Annotated in this window: 14 protein-coding genes and 1 pseudogene; 10 read left to right on the top strand and 5 right to left on the bottom strand. The window is 65.1% G+C overall.

Annotated features, from left to right (window positions below; translation table 11 throughout):
* Positions 1-35: 35 nt before the first annotated feature.
* Positions 36-2,321 (bottom strand): NADP-dependent malic enzyme, encoded by a 2,286-nt coding sequence (locus tag C7402_RS04680; protein WP_112169635.1) that lies wholly within the window; start codon positions 2,319-2,321, stop codon positions 36-38.
* A 152-nt stretch (positions 2,322-2,473) separates the two neighbouring features.
* Here C7402_RS04680 and C7402_RS04675 point away from each other — a divergent pair, with 152 nt between their 5' ends.
* The gene (locus tag C7402_RS04675; RefSeq protein ID WP_112169636.1) at positions 2,474-3,439 is read left to right on the top strand and encodes a LysR family transcriptional regulator; all 966 of its coding nucleotides are present in this window, start codon (positions 2,474-2,476) and stop codon (positions 3,437-3,439) included.
* A 25-nt stretch (positions 3,440-3,464) separates the two neighbouring features.
* Here C7402_RS04675 and C7402_RS04670 read toward each other — a convergent pair whose 3' ends face one another.
* Positions 3,465-4,250, bottom strand: a complete 786-nt coding sequence (locus C7402_RS04670; protein WP_116609776.1) for a DinB family protein — start codon at positions 4,248-4,250, stop codon at positions 3,465-3,467.
* 139 nt (positions 4,251-4,389) lie between these two features.
* Positions 4,390-5,712 (bottom strand): MFS transporter, encoded by a 1,323-nt coding sequence (locus tag C7402_RS04665; RefSeq protein WP_112169638.1) that lies wholly within the window; start codon positions 5,710-5,712, stop codon positions 4,390-4,392.
* Between the two features lie 314 nt (positions 5,713-6,026).
* Here C7402_RS04665 and C7402_RS04660 point away from each other — a divergent pair, with 314 nt between their 5' ends.
* From C7402_RS04660 to C7402_RS04620, 9 genes are all read left to right on the top strand, one after another.
* On the top strand, positions 6,027-6,770 hold the full coding sequence (locus C7402_RS04660) for an IclR family transcriptional regulator (RefSeq protein WP_116609775.1): 744 nt from the start codon (positions 6,027-6,029) through the stop codon (positions 6,768-6,770).
* Positions 6,771-6,875: 105 nt separating this feature from the next.
* Complete coding sequence (locus C7402_RS04655; protein WP_116609774.1) at positions 6,876-7,928, top strand: cyclase family protein; 1,053 nt, start codon at positions 6,876-6,878, stop codon at positions 7,926-7,928.
* 45 nt (positions 7,929-7,973) lie between these two features.
* Positions 7,974-8,675, top strand: a complete 702-nt coding sequence (locus C7402_RS04650; protein WP_112169641.1) for an SDR family oxidoreductase — start codon at positions 7,974-7,976, stop codon at positions 8,673-8,675.
* Between the two features lie 2 nt (positions 8,676-8,677).
* Positions 8,678-9,646: a 3-hydroxyacyl-CoA dehydrogenase gene (locus C7402_RS04645; protein WP_116609773.1), complete on the top strand. Its 969-nt coding sequence runs from the start codon at positions 8,678-8,680 to the stop codon at positions 9,644-9,646.
* Between the two features lie 60 nt (positions 9,647-9,706).
* Entirely contained in the window at positions 9,707-11,038 is a 1,332-nt protein-coding gene (locus C7402_RS04640; protein ID WP_116609772.1) for a short-chain fatty acid transporter, read from the top strand.
* 49 nt (positions 11,039-11,087) lie between these two features.
* Positions 11,088-11,372, top strand: a complete 285-nt coding sequence (gene catC / locus C7402_RS04635) for a muconolactone Delta-isomerase (protein ID WP_116609771.1) — start codon at positions 11,088-11,090, stop codon at positions 11,370-11,372.
* 12 nt (positions 11,373-11,384) lie between these two features.
* Positions 11,385-11,681: a YciI family protein gene (locus C7402_RS04630; protein ID WP_112169645.1), complete on the top strand. Its 297-nt coding sequence runs from the start codon at positions 11,385-11,387 to the stop codon at positions 11,679-11,681.
* Between the two features lie 555 nt (positions 11,682-12,236).
* Positions 12,237-14,366, top strand: a complete 2,130-nt coding sequence (locus tag C7402_RS04625) for a glycosyl hydrolase family 28 protein (protein ID WP_116609770.1) — start codon at positions 12,237-12,239, stop codon at positions 14,364-14,366.
* A gap of 109 nt (positions 14,367-14,475) precedes the next feature.
* Complete coding sequence (locus C7402_RS04620) at positions 14,476-14,652, top strand: DUF1328 domain-containing protein (RefSeq protein ID WP_112169646.1); 177 nt, start codon at positions 14,476-14,478, stop codon at positions 14,650-14,652.
* 10 nt (positions 14,653-14,662) lie between these two features.
* On the opposite strand, the gene C7402_RS04615 is transcribed toward C7402_RS04620, so the two are convergent.
* The gene (locus C7402_RS04615; protein WP_116609769.1) at positions 14,663-15,613 is read right to left on the bottom strand and encodes a dimethyl sulfoxide reductase anchor subunit family protein; all 951 of its coding nucleotides are present in this window, start codon (positions 15,611-15,613) and stop codon (positions 14,663-14,665) included.
* Positions 15,614-15,766: 153 nt separating this feature from the next.
* Positions 15,767-16,498: pseudogene (locus tag C7402_RS04610) on the bottom strand (4Fe-4S dicluster domain-containing protein); the annotation flags it as partial.
* Positions 16,499-16,511 lie beyond the last annotated feature (13 nt).

The raw sequence follows: 16,511 nt of genomic DNA, 5'->3' as shown, positions 1-16,511 counted from the left end.
CATCAGGACGCCACAAAGGCGTCCTTCGGATTCGCTTAGTCGCGGTTCGCCTGCAACACGGTCAGGGCGGCCATGTTGATGATGCGTCGCACCGTGGAGCTCGACGTGAGCACGTTCACCGGCGCATTCACGCCCAGCAGGAACGGTCCCACCGCCACGTTGCTGCCCGCGCCCGTCTTGAGCAGGTTGTAGGCGATGTTGCCCGAGTCCACGTTCGGGCACACGAGCAGGTTCGCCGCGCCCTTGAGCTTCGAATGCGGCAGGATGCGCAGGCGCAGCGCTTCGTCGAGCGCGCAGTCGCCGTGCATTTCCCCGTCGATTTCGAGGTCGGGATTCTTTTGCGTCACGAGCTTGAGCACTTCGCGCATCTTCGTGCCCGAGGCCGAGCTGCCCGAGCCGAAGTTCGAGCGCGAGAGCAGCGCCACCTTCGGCTGAAGATTGAGCCATTCCATCTGACGCGCGGCCGCCAGCGTGAATTCGGCGATCTGCTCGGCGTTCGGGTTGTCGTTCACGTGCGTGTCGACGATCGCAACCGTGCGCTTGTCGAGCAGCAGAATGTTCATCGCCGCATACGTGTTCGCGCTCGGGTGCATGCCGATCACTTCATCGACGAAGCGCAGGTGGTCGTGATACGCACCCACCGTGCCGCACACCATGCCGTCCGCGTCGCCCAGGCGCACCATCATCGCGCCGATCAGCGTGAGGCGGCGGCGCATTTCCACGCGCGCCATTTCCTTCGAAATGCCGTCGCGGCAACGCAGTTCCCAATAGGTCGTCCAGTACTGGTGGAAGCGCTCGTCGTACTCGGGGTTCGTGACTTCGACGTCTTCGCCGAGCTTCAAACGCAGGCCGAACTTCTCGATACGGGCGAGCAGCACTTCGGGGCGGCCGATCAGGATCGGGCGCGCCAGCTTCTCGTCGACGATCACCTGCACCGCGCGCAGCACGCGCTCTTCCTCGCCTTCGGCGAACACGATGCGCGACTTGCCGCCGTCACGCACGAACTGCTTCGCGGCCGCGAAAATCGGCTTCATGAACGCGCCCGAGTGATACACGAACTGCTGAAGCTCGTTCGTATAGGCGCCGAAGTCGTCGATGGGGCGCGTGGCCACGCCGTCTTCCATCGCGGCCTTCGCAACGGCCGGTGCGATACGCACGATCAGGCGCGAGTCGAACGGCTTCGGAATCAGGTACTTCGGGCCGAAGCGCAGGTCGTAGGCGCCGTAAGCCGCCGCCACCGAATCATTCAGCTCTTCTTCCGCGAGCTTGGCGATCGCATGCACGGCCGCGATTTCCATGTTGCGCGTGATGGTCGTTGCGCCCACATCGAGTGCGCCGCGGAAAATGTACGGGAAGCACAGCACGTTGTTGACCTGGTTCGGGAAGTCCGAACGGCCCGTGGCGAGCACCGCGTCCGGGCGCGCTTCGAGCGCGACCTCGGGGAAGATTTCCGGCGTCGGGTTGGCGAGCGCCAGAATCAGCGGCTTGTCCGCCATCTTCTTGACCATCTCCGCCTTGAGCACGCCGCCGGCCGACAGGCCGAGGAACACGTCCGCGCCTTCGATCACTTCGGAAAGCGAGCGCGCGGAGGTGTCCTGCGCGAAGCGCTCCTTGTCCGGGTCCATCAGCGTCGTGCGGCCCTGGTAGACCACGCCGTCGATGTCCGTCACCCAGATGTTCTTGAGCGGCAGGCCCAGATCCACCATCAGGTCCAGACACGCGAGCGCCGCCGCGCCCGCGCCCGAGGTCACGACCTTGACCTTCGAAATATCCTTGCCCACCACCTTGAGGCCGTTCATGAACGCGGCCGAAACAGTGATGGCGGTGCCGTGCTGGTCGTCGTGGAAGACCGGAATCTTCATGCGCTCGCGCAGCTTGCGCTCGACCGTGAAGCAATCCGGCGCCTTGATGTCTTCCAGATTGATGCCGCCGAAGGTGGCTTCGAGGCTCGCGATGATGTCCACGAGCTTGTCCGGATCGCTTTCGGTGACTTCGATGTCGAACACGTCGATGCCCGCGAACTTCTTGAAGAGCACCGCCTTGCCTTCCATGACCGGCTTGGAAGCCAGCGCGCCGATATTGCCGAGACCGAGCACGGCCGTGCCGTTCGTGATCACGCCCACCAGATTGCCGCGAGCGGTGTAGCGGAACGAGTTCTGCGGATTCTCGACGATCTCCTCGCAGGCCACGGCCACGCCCGGCGTATAGGCGAGCGCGAGGTCGCGCTGGGTGACGAGCGGCTTGCTGGCCGTCACCGAAATCTTGCCCGGGGTGGGAAACTCGTGGTATTCCAGAGCGGCCTGACGATCGGTCTTGTTCATGTTCCTCACTCGATAGGATGGGGCCCGGCTTGCGCGGCTGGAGGCTGGCGCGGCCCGGCGTGTTCGAATGAGGCGATTCTAGAGAGCCCTCATAAGGCGGCCATTTTGATTTAGTATGGGGCCATCATTTTTTGGTAATACCCCCGGTTATCGTGTCTTTCAGTATCGACGAAGTGACGAGGCGGTTGAATACGCGCCTGAAAATGCGCCATCTGGTCCTGCTCTTGCAGATCCGCCAGCACGGCTCGCTCACGCGCGTGGCGGAGCACATGGCGACCAGCCAGCCCGCCGTGACCAATGCGCTGGCCGAAATGGAGAGCATGTTCGGCGCGCCGCTCTTCGAGCGCTCCTCGCGCGGCATGACGCCCACGGCGCTCGGCAACGTGGTGCTCACGCGCGCCCAAGCCATGCTGCACGACCTCGACCACCTCGCGCGCGACATCGAAGCGGTGGTGGCCGGCCACGCCACGCGCGTGCACGTGGGCGTGATTCCATTCATCTCCGGGCGCACGCTGGCCGCCGCGATCCGCCTCACGCAATCGCGCCTGCCGCAACGCGTCACCATGACGATCCACGAAGGCACGAGCGACGCGCTCCTGCCGCAGTTGCGCGACCACACACTCGATATCGTGATCGGGCGGGCGTCTTCGGCCGTGGATGTCTCGCAGTTGCGCTTCGAGGTGCTGCATCAGCAAAAGCCGCGGCTCATCGCCAGCCGGCGGCTTGCCGCGCGGCTCGCGCGCAGCAAGCTCAACTGGGAAAAGCTCGTGGAGCTGGACTGGATACTGGGCGCGCCGCACACGCCCATCCGCGAGCAGATATCCGACCTCTTCCTGCACGCGGGCGTGGCGCCGCCCGTGCCGATCGTGGAGAGCTACACGTCGCGGTTGATCGGCGAAATGATCGGCACGAACGAGAACACCGTGTCGATCGTGCCCGCCGACATTGCCGAGGAACTCGTGCATTTCGCGGGCGTGGCGGTCGTGCCGTACACGCTCGACTGGACGCTGCCGCCCGTCGCCATGTTCACGCGTGCGGGCGCGCTGCGCGACGTGGACGCCACTTTCGGGCAGTCGCTGCGCGAGTTGTATCAGGAAGCGGAGAAGGCGCGGGGTTAGGCCTTGTTCCCGCTAATCACCGGCCCTAAGCCACTTCCCGCAATTCGCTTTCGAGTTCATCGAGTTCCAGCGCATGCGTGCGGTCGTGGTCGAGCAACTCGCGCACGAGTTCTTCCAGCGTCATGCGCCGCACGCCGTCGCGCAGCCCGCAGCGCAACCGCTGCTCGGGCGTGAGGCGCTTGAGCGACGCGCAAAGACGGCGACGTCCTTCGCCGAACTCGCCCATCGCGGCGACGAGATCCTGGCGCATATATTCGCGTTCCTCGGCCAGCGCCGTGCCGTTCACGGAGACGATTTCCGGCAGATGCGACTTGCGCACCGCGCTGAAACGCTCGGCGAAAACGGCATCGAGATCGCGCAAATGGCACGCGTGCTCCAGCAGCGAAAAGCCCGTGCCCTGCGGCCGGCGCGCCCATCGATTCATGGGCGTGCGCTTGACGAGCGCCGTGAAGCGCTCCGGCATCGTTGCGAGCGCGTCGATCACGGCCTCGAACGGCAGCGCGAGCGGCTGCGCGCTGAACACCGCGCCGTAACTGAATAGCGCCCCGCTCACACGCCCGCGCGCCTGCGCGACTTCATGCCCGTGGCGGCGCATCACCTCCGCCACGAGCGCGCCGCAATACTGGCGCGCTGTGGGGTCTTCGCCGATTTCCGGGAATTTTTGCGCGATTTCGCCGGCAACGGCCGCAATCGCGGCCACGCCGACGCGCGAGAGCACCGCGTATTCCGCGTAGCGATACGGCGCGTCGATCAAGGCTTCCAGTTGGCCCGCGAGCGGGGTTGCCTTGAAACGGTCGAAGCGTGAATGCACCTTGCCTCCTAATAGCTCGAAACGTAACGTATCAAAACGATACGTTACGAAACGCGCAAAAGCAAGTGATTCAACGCAAACGGGGCGCAGGTTCCATCGCCCGCGCCCCGCTTGCCATACAACGTCGAAATTCAGCGGATCAGGTCCGCGCCGTCACCACGCGCTGCGTCTCCAGCGTGCCCTCGGCTTGCATGCGCGTCACGAGCATCAGCGCGCAAACCAGCGTGATCAGCACATGCACCACGCCTAGCGCAACCACGGAAAGGATGCTGCCCGTCGCGCTCAGCAGGTACTGGCCGAGAATCGGCGTCGTGCCCGCGAACACCATGCCGCAAATCTGGTAGGCGAGCGAAATGCCCGTGTAGCGCACCTGCGCCGGGAAGGCCTTCGCCAGCATGCCGGCCATGGCCGCGTAGTAGAGCGAGTGGGGAATCGAGGCGAGCGCCATGCCGATCATCGCGAGCTTCGTCGACCCGGTGGCGATCATCGAAAACATCAGCGGCAACGCAACGATCTCGGGCACGAGCATGTAGATGATCGCTTTCTTCAGGTCCATTTTCGTGGCGAGCACCGCACCGAACGGCTGCACGATCAACTGCACGACAATGGCGAACGTGATGACGCTCAGGAATTGCGTGCGGTCGAAGCCGATCGAGGTCACGGCCCACGAAAGCGCAAAGGTGGTCTTGAAGTAGGTGGCGGAAAGCGCGATCACGCAGGCGCCCACGCCCATCGCCACAAGGCCTTTGTGGTGACGCAGCACTTCGCCAATCGGCAGCTTCGCCACCTTGTTCTTCGCCTGCAATTCCTTCATCGCGGGAGATTCGTCCACGCTCATGCGAATGAAAAGCCCCACGCCCACCAGCACCGCCGACATCAGGAACGGCACGCGCCAGCCCCAGGTCATGAACTGGTGATCGGGCAGCATCGAGATCACGAGGAACGCGACCGTGGCGAGCAGATTGCCCGCGGGAGAGCCCTGCTGCGCAAACGCCGAATAGAGAATTTCCTTGCCCTTCGGCGCATGTTCCGAAGAAAGCACGACCGCGCCGCCCCACTCGCCGCCCATTGCAATGCCCTGGGTAAGGCGCAGCAGGATGAGCAGGACCGGCGCGAGCACGCCCACCTGGTTATACGTCGGCAAGAGGCCCATGAGCGTGGTGCAGCCGCCCATCAGCATGAGCGTGACGATCAGCGTTTTCTTGCGGCCCACCTTGTCGCCCAGGTGGCCGAACACGATGCCGCCGATCGGACGCGCGAGAAAACCCACCCAGAACGAGGCGAACGCGGCCAGCGTACCGACCAGCGCATTCGTGGAGGGGAAGAAGAGCTTGCCGAGCACGAGCGCGGCCGCCGTGCTGTACGCGTAAAAGTCGTACCACTCGATCGTCGTGCCGACGAACGATGCGATACCCGCCTTGCGGGCCTGGCGATGCTGGGTGTCGAGGGGAGTTGCTGCCAAGGTACGTCTCCAGATTTCGATTTCGAGCGGCGGTTTCCTGAACGAAACGCGCCGGCTCCGACAGCTTTTTCCAATCGGAAAGCGACTTGGGTCATCACCCAAAAAGGGCTCGATACGACGTTCGAATATCGAACAGTCTTTCAATTAACGAACAACTGCCGGAGGGTGCGGACTATCGGACGGTCGTGCTTTCCCGTCAACCAAGGGATAACCCGTAGCTCGCCCGGGCGCAGAACCAGCCGGGATTGCCGCCATTTAGGTGTTTACCCGTAATCGTATTGTCAGCTGGTTATCGATATGCCGATAATGCTCTCATGGATGTGAAAACAGCAGTGCGCGTCTTCGACGTGATCAACCTCTTTGCCGAAGTGCGGCAGCCGATGATCTACAGCGAGATCGCGCGTCGAACCGAGATCCCCCTGTCGAGCTGCCACGCGTTGTTGCAGACGATGGTGGCCAAAGGCTATCTGTACGCGCCGGGCGTGAAGGCGGGCTACTACCCCACGCAGCGGCTGCTGCATGTCGCGCGCGACATTTGCAGCGAGGACCCGCTCACGCTGATGTTCCAGCCGCTGCTTTCGGCGCTGCGCGACGCTACCGGCGAAACCGCCGCGCTCGCCACGCTCGCGGGCAACCGCGTGGTCTATCTCGACGTGATGGAGTCGCGCCAGAAGATCCGCTACAGCGACGAGCCGGGCGGCTTCATGACGATCGCCAGCGCCGCCGGCAAGGCGCTGCTCGGCGCGCTGGCCCCTGCGGCGCGGCGCAAGTTGCTCGACAGTTGCGCGCCGCAGTTGACGTCGAGCGACGGCTCGGTCATCGAGCGCGCCGCGTTCGAAAGCGAAGTCGACCAGGGCGTGGCGGACGGCTGGCATCGCTCGACGGGCCAGAGCGTGGAAGACGTGGCCGGGCTCGCGCGCGGCTTCCTGATTCATGGCGAGGCATTTGCGCTCGTCATCGGCGCGCCCAAGGCGCGTCTGCTGAAGAACGAGCAGAACGCCGTCAAGGCGCTGCTCGATGTGTACGCGCAAATCCCGCCGTCGCTGCTCGCCGCCTGAGAGCCCTTGGGCGCCCCGGACACCTCGGACACCCGAATGCAGCGATGCGAGCGCGCAACCGGTCCATCCGGCCCGCGCGGCAAAGCTGAAGTGGAGGAAGACAACATGCGTTGGAAGAACCGGCCGGAAGGCTCGAACTGGGGCGACTTCGGTCCCGACGATCAACTGGGGCGCCCCAATCTCATCGGCGCCGAGCAGGTGCTCAAGGGCGCGCAGGAAATTCGCGCGGGCCTCACGTTCACGCTCTCCCTGCCGCTCGACTATCCCGGCGAGAGCAAGCTCAACGTGCGACGCCATCCACCCGTGCTGCGCCCGACATTTCGTGACGGCCTGCCCTATGTGAACTTTCCGTTCGCACGCAACGAAGCGGGCGCAACCGATGTCGTGAGCGACGACCAGGTGCTGCTCTCGCTGCAATACTCCACGCAGTGGGACTCGCTCGCGCACGTGGGCGCACGCTTCGACGCCAACGGCGACGGCGTGGCCGAAAGCGTCTATTACAACGGCTATCGCGCGAACGTGGACGTGGTCGGCCCGGTGGAATACCGCGCCGAGGCGAACTTCGCGCCCCACGCGTGCGGCGGCGAGCATAGCCACGCCGACGTGCTCGGCATCGAGCACCTCGCCGTGAAGGGCATGCAGGGGCGCGGCGTGCTGGTCGATTTCACCGCGCATTTCGGCCGCGAGTTGCGCACCGTGGGCTACGACGACCTGATGCGCGTGATCGAAGCCGACGGCGTGCAGGTCGAGCGCGGCGACATGCTCGTGCTGCGCACCGGCTTCGCGGAGATGGTGCTGGAAATGAACCGCCAGCCCGACGAAGCCGTGCTGGCGAACCACTGTAGCGCGCTCGACGGGCGCGACGAGCGCCTGCTGCAATGGATCAGCGACTCGGGCATCGCCGCGCTCGCCGCCGACAACTACGCCGTCGAACGCTATCCCGCGCGCGCACCGGCCACGCCCGGCGAGCATCCGCTCATGCCGCTGCATCACCACTGCCTCTTCAAGCTCGGGCTGCCGCTGGGCGAGCTTTGGTATCTGCGCGATCTTGCTGTGTGGCTGCGCGAGCACAAGCGCTCGCACTTCATGCTCACCGCGCCGCCGCTGCGGTTGCCGGGCGCGATGGGCTCGCCCGTCACGCCGGTCGCCACCGTGTAATCAATCGATTCGTATTCCTCTGTTTTATTTGCATCCCAGAAGACCATGGCTAAAGAACGAGTCCTGATCACCGGCGGCGCCGCCGGCATTGGCGCCGCGTGCGCCGCGCGCTGCGAGGCCGACGGTTACGAGGCGGTCGTGATCGACCGCGTGGGCGACGGCATCATCGCTGACCTCTCCAGCGTCGAAGCGACCGCCGCCGCGCTCGCCCGCGCGCTGGAAGGCGGCCCGATCACGCGCCTCATCAACAACGTGGGCGTGGTCGTGCCCAACGACGCCGAGCATCAGTCGCTCGACGAACTCGAACGCGCGTGGGCGCTCAACGTGCGTTGCGCGCAGCAGTGCATGCAGGCGCTCCTGCCCGGCATGAAGGCCGCGGGCTTCGGGCGCATCGTCAACATGTCGTCGCGCGCCGCGCTCGGCAAGGAACTGCGCACGGCCTACTCAGCCACCAAAGCCGCGCTGATCGGCATGACGCGCGTGTGGGCGCTCGAACTGGGCGCGTTCGGCGTGACCGCGAACGCCATCGGGCCGGGCCCGATCCGCACCGAACTCTTCGACCGCGCCAATCCGCCCGGCGCGCCGCGCACCGAGGCCATCATCAACGCCGTGCCCGTGAAGCGCGTGGGCACGCCCGACGACGTCGCGCACGCCGCTTCGTATCTGCTCGATGCGCGCAGCGGCTTCGTGACGGGCCAGGTGCTCTATGTGTGCGGCGGCATGACCGTCGGCGTCGCGGGGGTGTGAGAATGACGAACCACGATCCGCGCCCGCCGCGTCAGGCCGGCATTGTCGGCGCGGGCAGCATAGGCGTGGCGTTTGCGATCTGCTTCGCGCGCGCCGGCTGGCGCGTGCGTCTCTACGATCCCGACGCCGCGCGCCGCGCCGCCGCGCCGGAAGAAGTCGCATTGCGCCTGAATGACCTCACGCAATTCGCCCTGCTCGACGAAAGCGCGAACGACATCGCCGCGCGCGTGGAGATCGTCGACACGCTCGAAGCCGCAGCCGCCAACGCCGATCTCGTGCAGGAATGCGCGCCCGAGCGCGCCGAACTCAAGCGCGAGATCTTCGCGCAACTCGACCGCGCAGCACCTCCTGAAGCGATTCTCGCGAGCGCTTCGTCGTTCCTCGCGGCTTCGAAGTTCGTGGATGAAACGTTGGCCGGCCGCGCGCGCTGCCTCGTCGCGCATCCCGGCAACCCGCCTTACCTCGTGCCCGTGATCGAAGTGGTGCCCGCGCCCTTTACGTCCGGCGCGGCTGCCGATCGCGCCATCGCGCTTTACAGCGAAGCGGGCATGAAACCCGTGCGCGTGAAGCAGGAAGTGGAAGGGTTCATCTTCAACCGGCTGCAAGGCGCCGTGTTGCGCGAGGCGTATTGCCTCGTGCGCGACGGCGTGGCGTCGGTGGAGGACATCGACACCGTGATGCGCGAAGGCCTCGGTCCGCGCTGGTCGGTGATCGGCCCGTTCGAGACCGTCGATCTGAACACGCGCGGCGGCATTGCCTCGCATGCGCAGAAGATGGGCCCGTCGTACGAGCGCATGGGCGCCGAGCGCGGTCAGCACGATCCGTGGACGCCCGAACTCGTCGCGCAGGTCGCCGCGGCCAGGCGCGAAGCGCTGCCGCTCGATCAGTGGGACGAACGCGTGGGCTGGCGCGACCGCGAGCTCATGCAACTCGCCCGCCATCGCAAGACCATGAACCGGGACGATTCGTAGACGCCGCAGCCGCGCGAGCAGAGACCCGACAACTATTACGATTCAGATAGAGACACAGCCATGCAGAAAGTCACCGCGTTCTTTACCGAGCTGATGCGCCGGTACTTACCCGATCCCTTTGTTTTCGCCATCGGCCTCACCCTGCTGACGATGGCCCTCGCCGTCATCGTGCAGGGGCAAGCCATCACGGCGCTCACCACGAGCTGGGGCAAGGGCTTCTGGGCGCTGCTCGCGTTCACCACGCAAATGGCGGTGATTCTCGCAATGGGCTATGTGCTCGCCACCGCGCCGCTCACCGACCGCTTCCTCAACCGCCTCGTCGCGCGCGTGAACGACCCGCGCATGGCGATCATCGTCGCGACCCTCGTGGGCGGCATCGGCAGCTATCTGAACTGGGGCTTCGGCCTCGTGGTGGGCGGCATCGTCGCGCGCAAGCTCGCCATGCGCGTGAAGGGCGTGCACTACCCGCTCATCATCGCCTCGGCCTATAGCGGCTTCACGCTCTACGGCCTCGGGCTTTCGGCGAGCATTCCCGTGCTGATCTCCACGAAGGGACATCCGCTCGAAGCGCAGATGGGCATCATTCCGCTCTCCGAAACGATTTTCTCGCCCACCATGCTCATCACGAGCCTCGTGACGATCATCACGCTGCCGCTGCTCAACGCGTGGCTGCATCCGAAGGCGGGCCAGCCGATCAAGGAAATCGACCGCGCGCTCGAAGAAACGCATCAGAAGGCCGCCGCGCTCGGCGTCGATCTCGACGAAGGCAACACGCTCGCCAACCGCCTGAACAACAGCCGCATTCTGAGCTACGTGATCGGCCTGATCGGCATGGGCTATGTCGCGCTGCACTTCGTGCAAGGCGGCTCGATCGACCTGAATCTCATCAACTTCTTCATTCTGTTCCTTGGCATCCTGCTGCTCGGCACGCCGATCCGCTATGTCGAGAAGCTCAACGAAGGCATTCGCACGATCAGCGGCATCATCCTCCAGTACCCGTTCTACGCGGGCATCATGGCGATCATGGCGTCGTCGGGTCTCGTCAATACGTTATCCGAAGCATTCGTGAAGGTCGCGACGCCCGGCACGCTGCCGTTCTGGGGCTTGATCAGCTCGTTCGTCATCAACTTCTTCGCGCCCTCGGGCGGCGGCCACTGGGTCATTCAAGGCCCGTTCATGATCGAGGCGGCAAAGACGATCGGCGCCTCCGTGGGTCATACCTCGACGGCGGTGATGCTCGGCAACGCATGGAACGATCTGGTGCAGCCGTTCTGGATCCTGCCCGCGCTTGCGCTTTCGAAGCTCAAACTCAAGGACATCATGGGCTACACGGTCATCATGATGTTCTGGATCGGCATCGTCTATTCGGTCGCCATTCTCGCCTGGGGCTGATCCGCTCCGGTCCGCCCTTCCCCGAACCCTGTTCCCAACGGAGACCCCCATGCTCTATCTCGTGCACATGCAGGTGCAGATTCCGCACGGCACCGACGCCGCGTTCGCCGACGCCCTGAAAGCGGAAGAAAAAGCGTTTTCGCAGAAGCTGCAACGAGAAGGCAAATGGCGCCACCTGTGGCGCGTGGCGGGCGAATACGCGAACTACAGCGTGTTCGACGTCGAGTCGAACGATGAGCTTCACACGCTGCTTTCCGCGCTGCCGCTCTTCCCGTTCATGAAGATCAGCGTGACGCCGCTCGCCCAGCATCCCTCGGCCATCGCGCCGAACTGAGCGGAGCACGTCATGGCCTTTCTCATCGAAACGTTCGACAAGCCCGGTCACGCCGACGTGCGCGCCCGCGAGCGCGACCTGCATCTGGAATTCCTCGCGCGCCACAAGCCGCTGCTGCTCGCCTGCGGCGCGAAGCTCAACGACGATGGCAGCGGCGCGGGCGGCGGCATTTATATCGTCGATGTCGAAACGCGCGAGGAAGCCGAGCGCTTCATCGCGCAGGACCCGTTCACGCTCGTCGACCTGTTCGAGAGCGTGAGGATCGTCCGCTGGCGCAAGGCTTACGTCGACGGGACCTGTTACCTGTAAGCCCCCCCGCGCGCGCGTCGCGCAGCCCCTCTCGCGCACTCCCCTCGGAAGGCGCCGTGCTCCCCCGTGCGGCGCCGGTTTGGCCCGGTGTGTGCCTTGCGCACGCCGGGCCGTTTTTCTTTTCGCTCCGGGCGCTATTTGCGCGACATCAACTAGAGAGCATCTGCCTGGCCGTCGCCATGCGTGGGATTACGGGAAGGCGCTTGTCCTAATACGCCTGGGTCCGAGGACAGCAACCGTCTTCGCCCGTGAATTCGGCGGATTGATCCAGATTCCTTTCAAGGCCACTTGCACCGACGCAATTGCGATTTACGGTGACAGGAATCAACAGGTTTTCAGCAACCATCCAATGGGATCGCCCTGCACGACACACCCACGCCGCCATCCTGCCCATTTATCCCGCATCAATCTCCAGGGCTTCCACCAGGTGTGATCCAGAAACATCGGAGCACTAAACTACGCGCCGTTGTTTGACAACACTCATCAACCAACCACGTTGTCAAATAACTTGCTTGCGTCATCCAACCTGCTCACCGCTTTCCGATGGGATCACATATGGAACCCTGCCGCGAACTGGAACCCCTTCGTCCGGAGCGCCCAAGCGCGCTCAATCTTCTTCGTGCGGGGCTGCCAGGTCCAGCATGGCTCAGCGCGTTCGCCGTCACGCTCATGCTCGCCGCCTGTGGGGGCTCGGACTCGCCCACGGAAAAAAGCGGCGGCGACAGTGTGAGCAACGACGGCGCAGCGGCAGTCGTCACGCCCGCCTCCGCCGCCAGCGATGCGGCTGCCGCCGCCAATACCCCGGCAAGCGATGCGTCACCTGAACCGGTTGCGCCCGCAACCGGTTCGTCGAGCACCGCTGGCGCAGACACCGGATCAAACAGCAGCGGCGCAAACAGCGGTACATCCGGTAGCGGCGCGAACGGCGACGGCTCCACCGGCGCCGCAACCGATGGCGGCACGTCGACCGGCAACGGCTCGGGCAACGGGGGCAACGCGGACAACGGCAGCTCCGGCTCGACAACGCCCGCTTTCCAGGTCGGCACGACGACGACGGACAGCGACCTCCCGCCCGAGCCCTCGCTGCCAACGGCCGCGCAGATTTGCGCAACGCTCACCGCCAACCTCGCGACGCTGCCAAGCGGCCTGCTGCCCGACAGCGCAGACGCCGCCAACACCGCACCCGACACCACGCGCATCCAGACCGCGCTCACGAGCTGCGCCAACGCGAGCAGCACCGGACTAGCCACCAACAAGGCCGTGCGCCTCGCCTCGGGCCCGAACGGCGCGAATGCGTTTCTCTCCGGCCCGCTCACGCTGCCAAGCGGCGTGACGCTCTGGATCGACCGCCGCGTGACGCTGTTCGCCTCGCGCGATCCACGCCAGTTCGACAAGACCAAAGGCACGCCCACCTGCGGCACCATCACGGCGAGCGACAACGGCTGCACCGCGCTCATTACGGCGTCGAAAACGAGCTACAGCGCCGTGATGGGCGACGGCACGATCGACGGCCGCGGCGGCAGCCCGCTCGTGAGCAGCGTGCCCGGCGACACCGCCTTGCTCCCGCGGCCGGACGGCACGGCCATGAGCTGGTGGGACATCGGCTGGAAAGCGAATGTCGTGCTCAACGCATCGCAGAACAATCCGCGGCTCATCCAGATCAACAACGGCCGCAATTTCACGCTCTACCGCATCACGTTGCAGAACGCGCCCAAGTTCCACGTCGTTCCGAGCGGCGTTGACGGGTTCGTGGCGTGGGGCGTGAAGATCTATACGCCGACCGCGCCCTACGAGGCGATGACCAATTACCTGGGCGTCCCCTATAGCACGCTCAATGCGAAAAACACGGACGGCATCGACCCCGCAAGTTCCGGGCCGATCACCAGCAATCCCGGCAACCCCGGCAGGCTTGCAGGCGACGCGAGCAACATCCTGATCGCCTACACGTCGATCCGCACCGGCGACGACAACGTCGCGATCAAAGGCGGCACGGCGCCCGTCAACGGACGCACCTATAACGTGACGATCGCGCACAGCCACTTCTACGAGGGCCACGGCATGTCGATAGGCAGCGAGTCGGCGGGCGCGGACAACGGCGCCGTGAACAGCGACATCGCGGCGATTAACGGCGTGTACCCGAGCATCAGCAACGTGAATGTCTACGACCTCTCGATCAACGGCGCGGACAACGGCCTGCGCATCAAGTCGGACTGGAGCCGCAGCGGTCTCGTCTCGAACGTCCGCTATTCGAACGTTTGCATACGCAGCCCGCAGGCGCTGGTTTTCTCGCCCTACTACAGCCCGACGACAAACGCGGGACTCTATCCGAACTTCCGCGACATCACGCTCGACGGCGTTCGCATCGTCAACGCTTCGGGCTACACGTTGCAGGGCTTCAACTCGACAAGTGCCCTGCTTTCGGGCTCGGGATGGAAAGCCGGCGCGAGCGGGCTGCCGAATCCGCCCGTCGTGAACCCCTTGCTGATCACGCTGAACAACGTCGTGGCGGACGCCGCTCCGAACGCGTTCACGGCCGCCGACGCACAGATATCAGTGGGTGCGGGCGGTACGACACTGCCGTTGCAGAACCTCGGCAACGGCGTGAGCGTGACGCAAACCACGGCCGGCCCGGCGAATCCGCCCGTAGATTGCAGCCTCGCGTTCGCGCCGTTCCCCGGACGTTGAGACGATGGACGCATCGGCCGGGCACATCGATTGCTGGGCTGGTGCGGCGACAATCCATCGAGTCGCGCGGCCCGCAACGCCGCGCGCTCACGCGAGGAGGAAATCGATCATGCTCAAGCTGGCTCTGTTCTTCGCCGTGGTGGCCGTCATCGCGGCCTTGTTCGGCTTCACGGGCGTGGCGGCCGGGGCGGCCGCCATTGCCAAGATCCTGTTCTTTATCTTCCTGGTGCTGTGCGTGGTCTTCCTCGTGATCGGCTTCGTGGTCGCGAAGAAGGTCGTCGACTAGCCGGCGCCGTTCAGGCTGCGCGCTGGTAGTACAGGTTTTGCGGATGGCGCGCCTGTGCGAAGAAGAACCAGCGCTCCGCGAGGAGCCCCAGGTACTGCACGACGCACGCCGCGAGGAGCAGTGTCGCGGAAAGCGGATGGAGCCCCTGCGCAACGAGCGCGAGCGGCACGAGGAACGCGCCCAGCAGAAAGCCCCACTTCACGCGGCGCAGGGTCGCGTCCGACTGGCCGTGAAAGAACTCGCGCAGGTTGAACGCGCTTGCCGTGAAGCCGCGCGAAATCTGCCGCACCTTGCTCGCTTGAATACCGGTGGCGCTTTGCAGCGTCGAGCGCGGGCGCAAGCGTTCATTGCGCGCGAGCGTGGCCACGCGACTCACGCAGCCGGCCACCGTGAGCACGCATGCGGCGAGCCCCAGGCCCGGTGCGATATCGGGCGCGAGCCACGCGGCGCACGCCGTTGCGATCGTGAAGCCCGAAGCGCAACCGAGCAGCAGGAAGTTCACGAGCGTGAGCGGCGTGGCCCACTCCTGAAGGAAGCGCAGGCACGCGTAGATCATCGCAGTGCAGAAGAAAAGCCCGAGACTCGCGAGCACGGCAAGCGCGCCGATGGCGAGCGACCACGGCGCATTCATCCAGTGAGCGAGCCCGTACAGAAACGTCGTGCCGAGAAACACGGGCAGCGCGAGGCATTCGCGCGAGAGCCACGAAGTGCGCCACATGGCAACCGCGCGCCACGCGCGCTCCGGGTGACCCAGATGGAAGAACGACGCGAGGAGCCCCAGCCCGCCGAGCACGAGCGCGAGCGCCGCGCCGAATTCATAAAAGGACGGCGGCACGTGAAGTAACGCATTCCAGGCGGGATGCAAACGCATGAGCAGTTCCGCGCCAAAAAGCGCGATTACGAGCCCCTGGCCCGCACCCGAAAGCGTGGTCAGGAAGACAACGGAAAATGCGGGTCTCATTTAAATCTCCTGGGTCGCCGCGGGGCGCGTGCGAGCGAACAGCGACTTCACGCGGGTTGCGAGGGCAGCCAGATTGAGCTTGCCCGCATCCGGTTGCTGATTGCGCTGATCGCGCTGATCGGGCCGCTTCGTGCGCGGCGCGGCCGGCGCGCCGCGCCGGATCGCCAGGCTCACGAGGTCGATCGGTGCGCCCGAATCCGGCGCATTCACGGGTGCGGCCGCCGATGCCTCGCCGCCGCATCCGCATGAACCTGAGCCGCAACCGCTCGCGGTCTTCTGGCGAGGCAGATAGTGGTTGGACGGCTTCGTCCCCCACTCCGGCATGAGCTGATAGCCGCCGCGCGCCTGGATCGCCTTCGAGGCATCCGACTCGGGATCGTGGATGTCACCGAAAATGCGCGCCGATGTCGGGCACGCGAGCACGCAGGCCGGCTTGCGGTCGCGTTCGGGCAGCGCTTCGTTGTAGATGCGGTCCGCGCACAGCGTGCACTTGGTCATCTCCTGGCGGGCTTCGTCGAGTTCGCGCGCGCCATAGGGGCAAGCCCATGAGCAATACTTGCAGCCAATGCACTTGTCGTAGTCGACGAGCACGAGCCCGTCTTCCTTGCGCTTGAAGCTTGCCCCGGTCGGACACACCGGCACGCACGGCGGATCTTCGCAATGCAGGCACGATTTCGGAAAGTGGATGGTGTCCGAGTCCGGAAACTCACCGGCTTCATAGGTCTGCACGCGGTTGAAGAACGTGCCCGATGGATCGGCGTCATAGGGCCGCACATCGGAGAGGCTGCCCGCCTGACCCGAGGTATTCCACTCCTTGCAACTCGTCACGCAGGCATGGCACCCCACACAAACGTTCAGGTCGATCACCAGCGCCATTTGAGTCATTTCGGGGTCCTCC

The organism is Paraburkholderia unamae (assembly GCF_003096875.1).
Lineage (GTDB): Bacteria > Pseudomonadota > Gammaproteobacteria > Burkholderiales > Burkholderiaceae > Paraburkholderia > Paraburkholderia unamae.
Note: the sequence above shows the minus strand (reverse complement) of the source record. Positions and strands in the feature narration are given on the sequence as shown.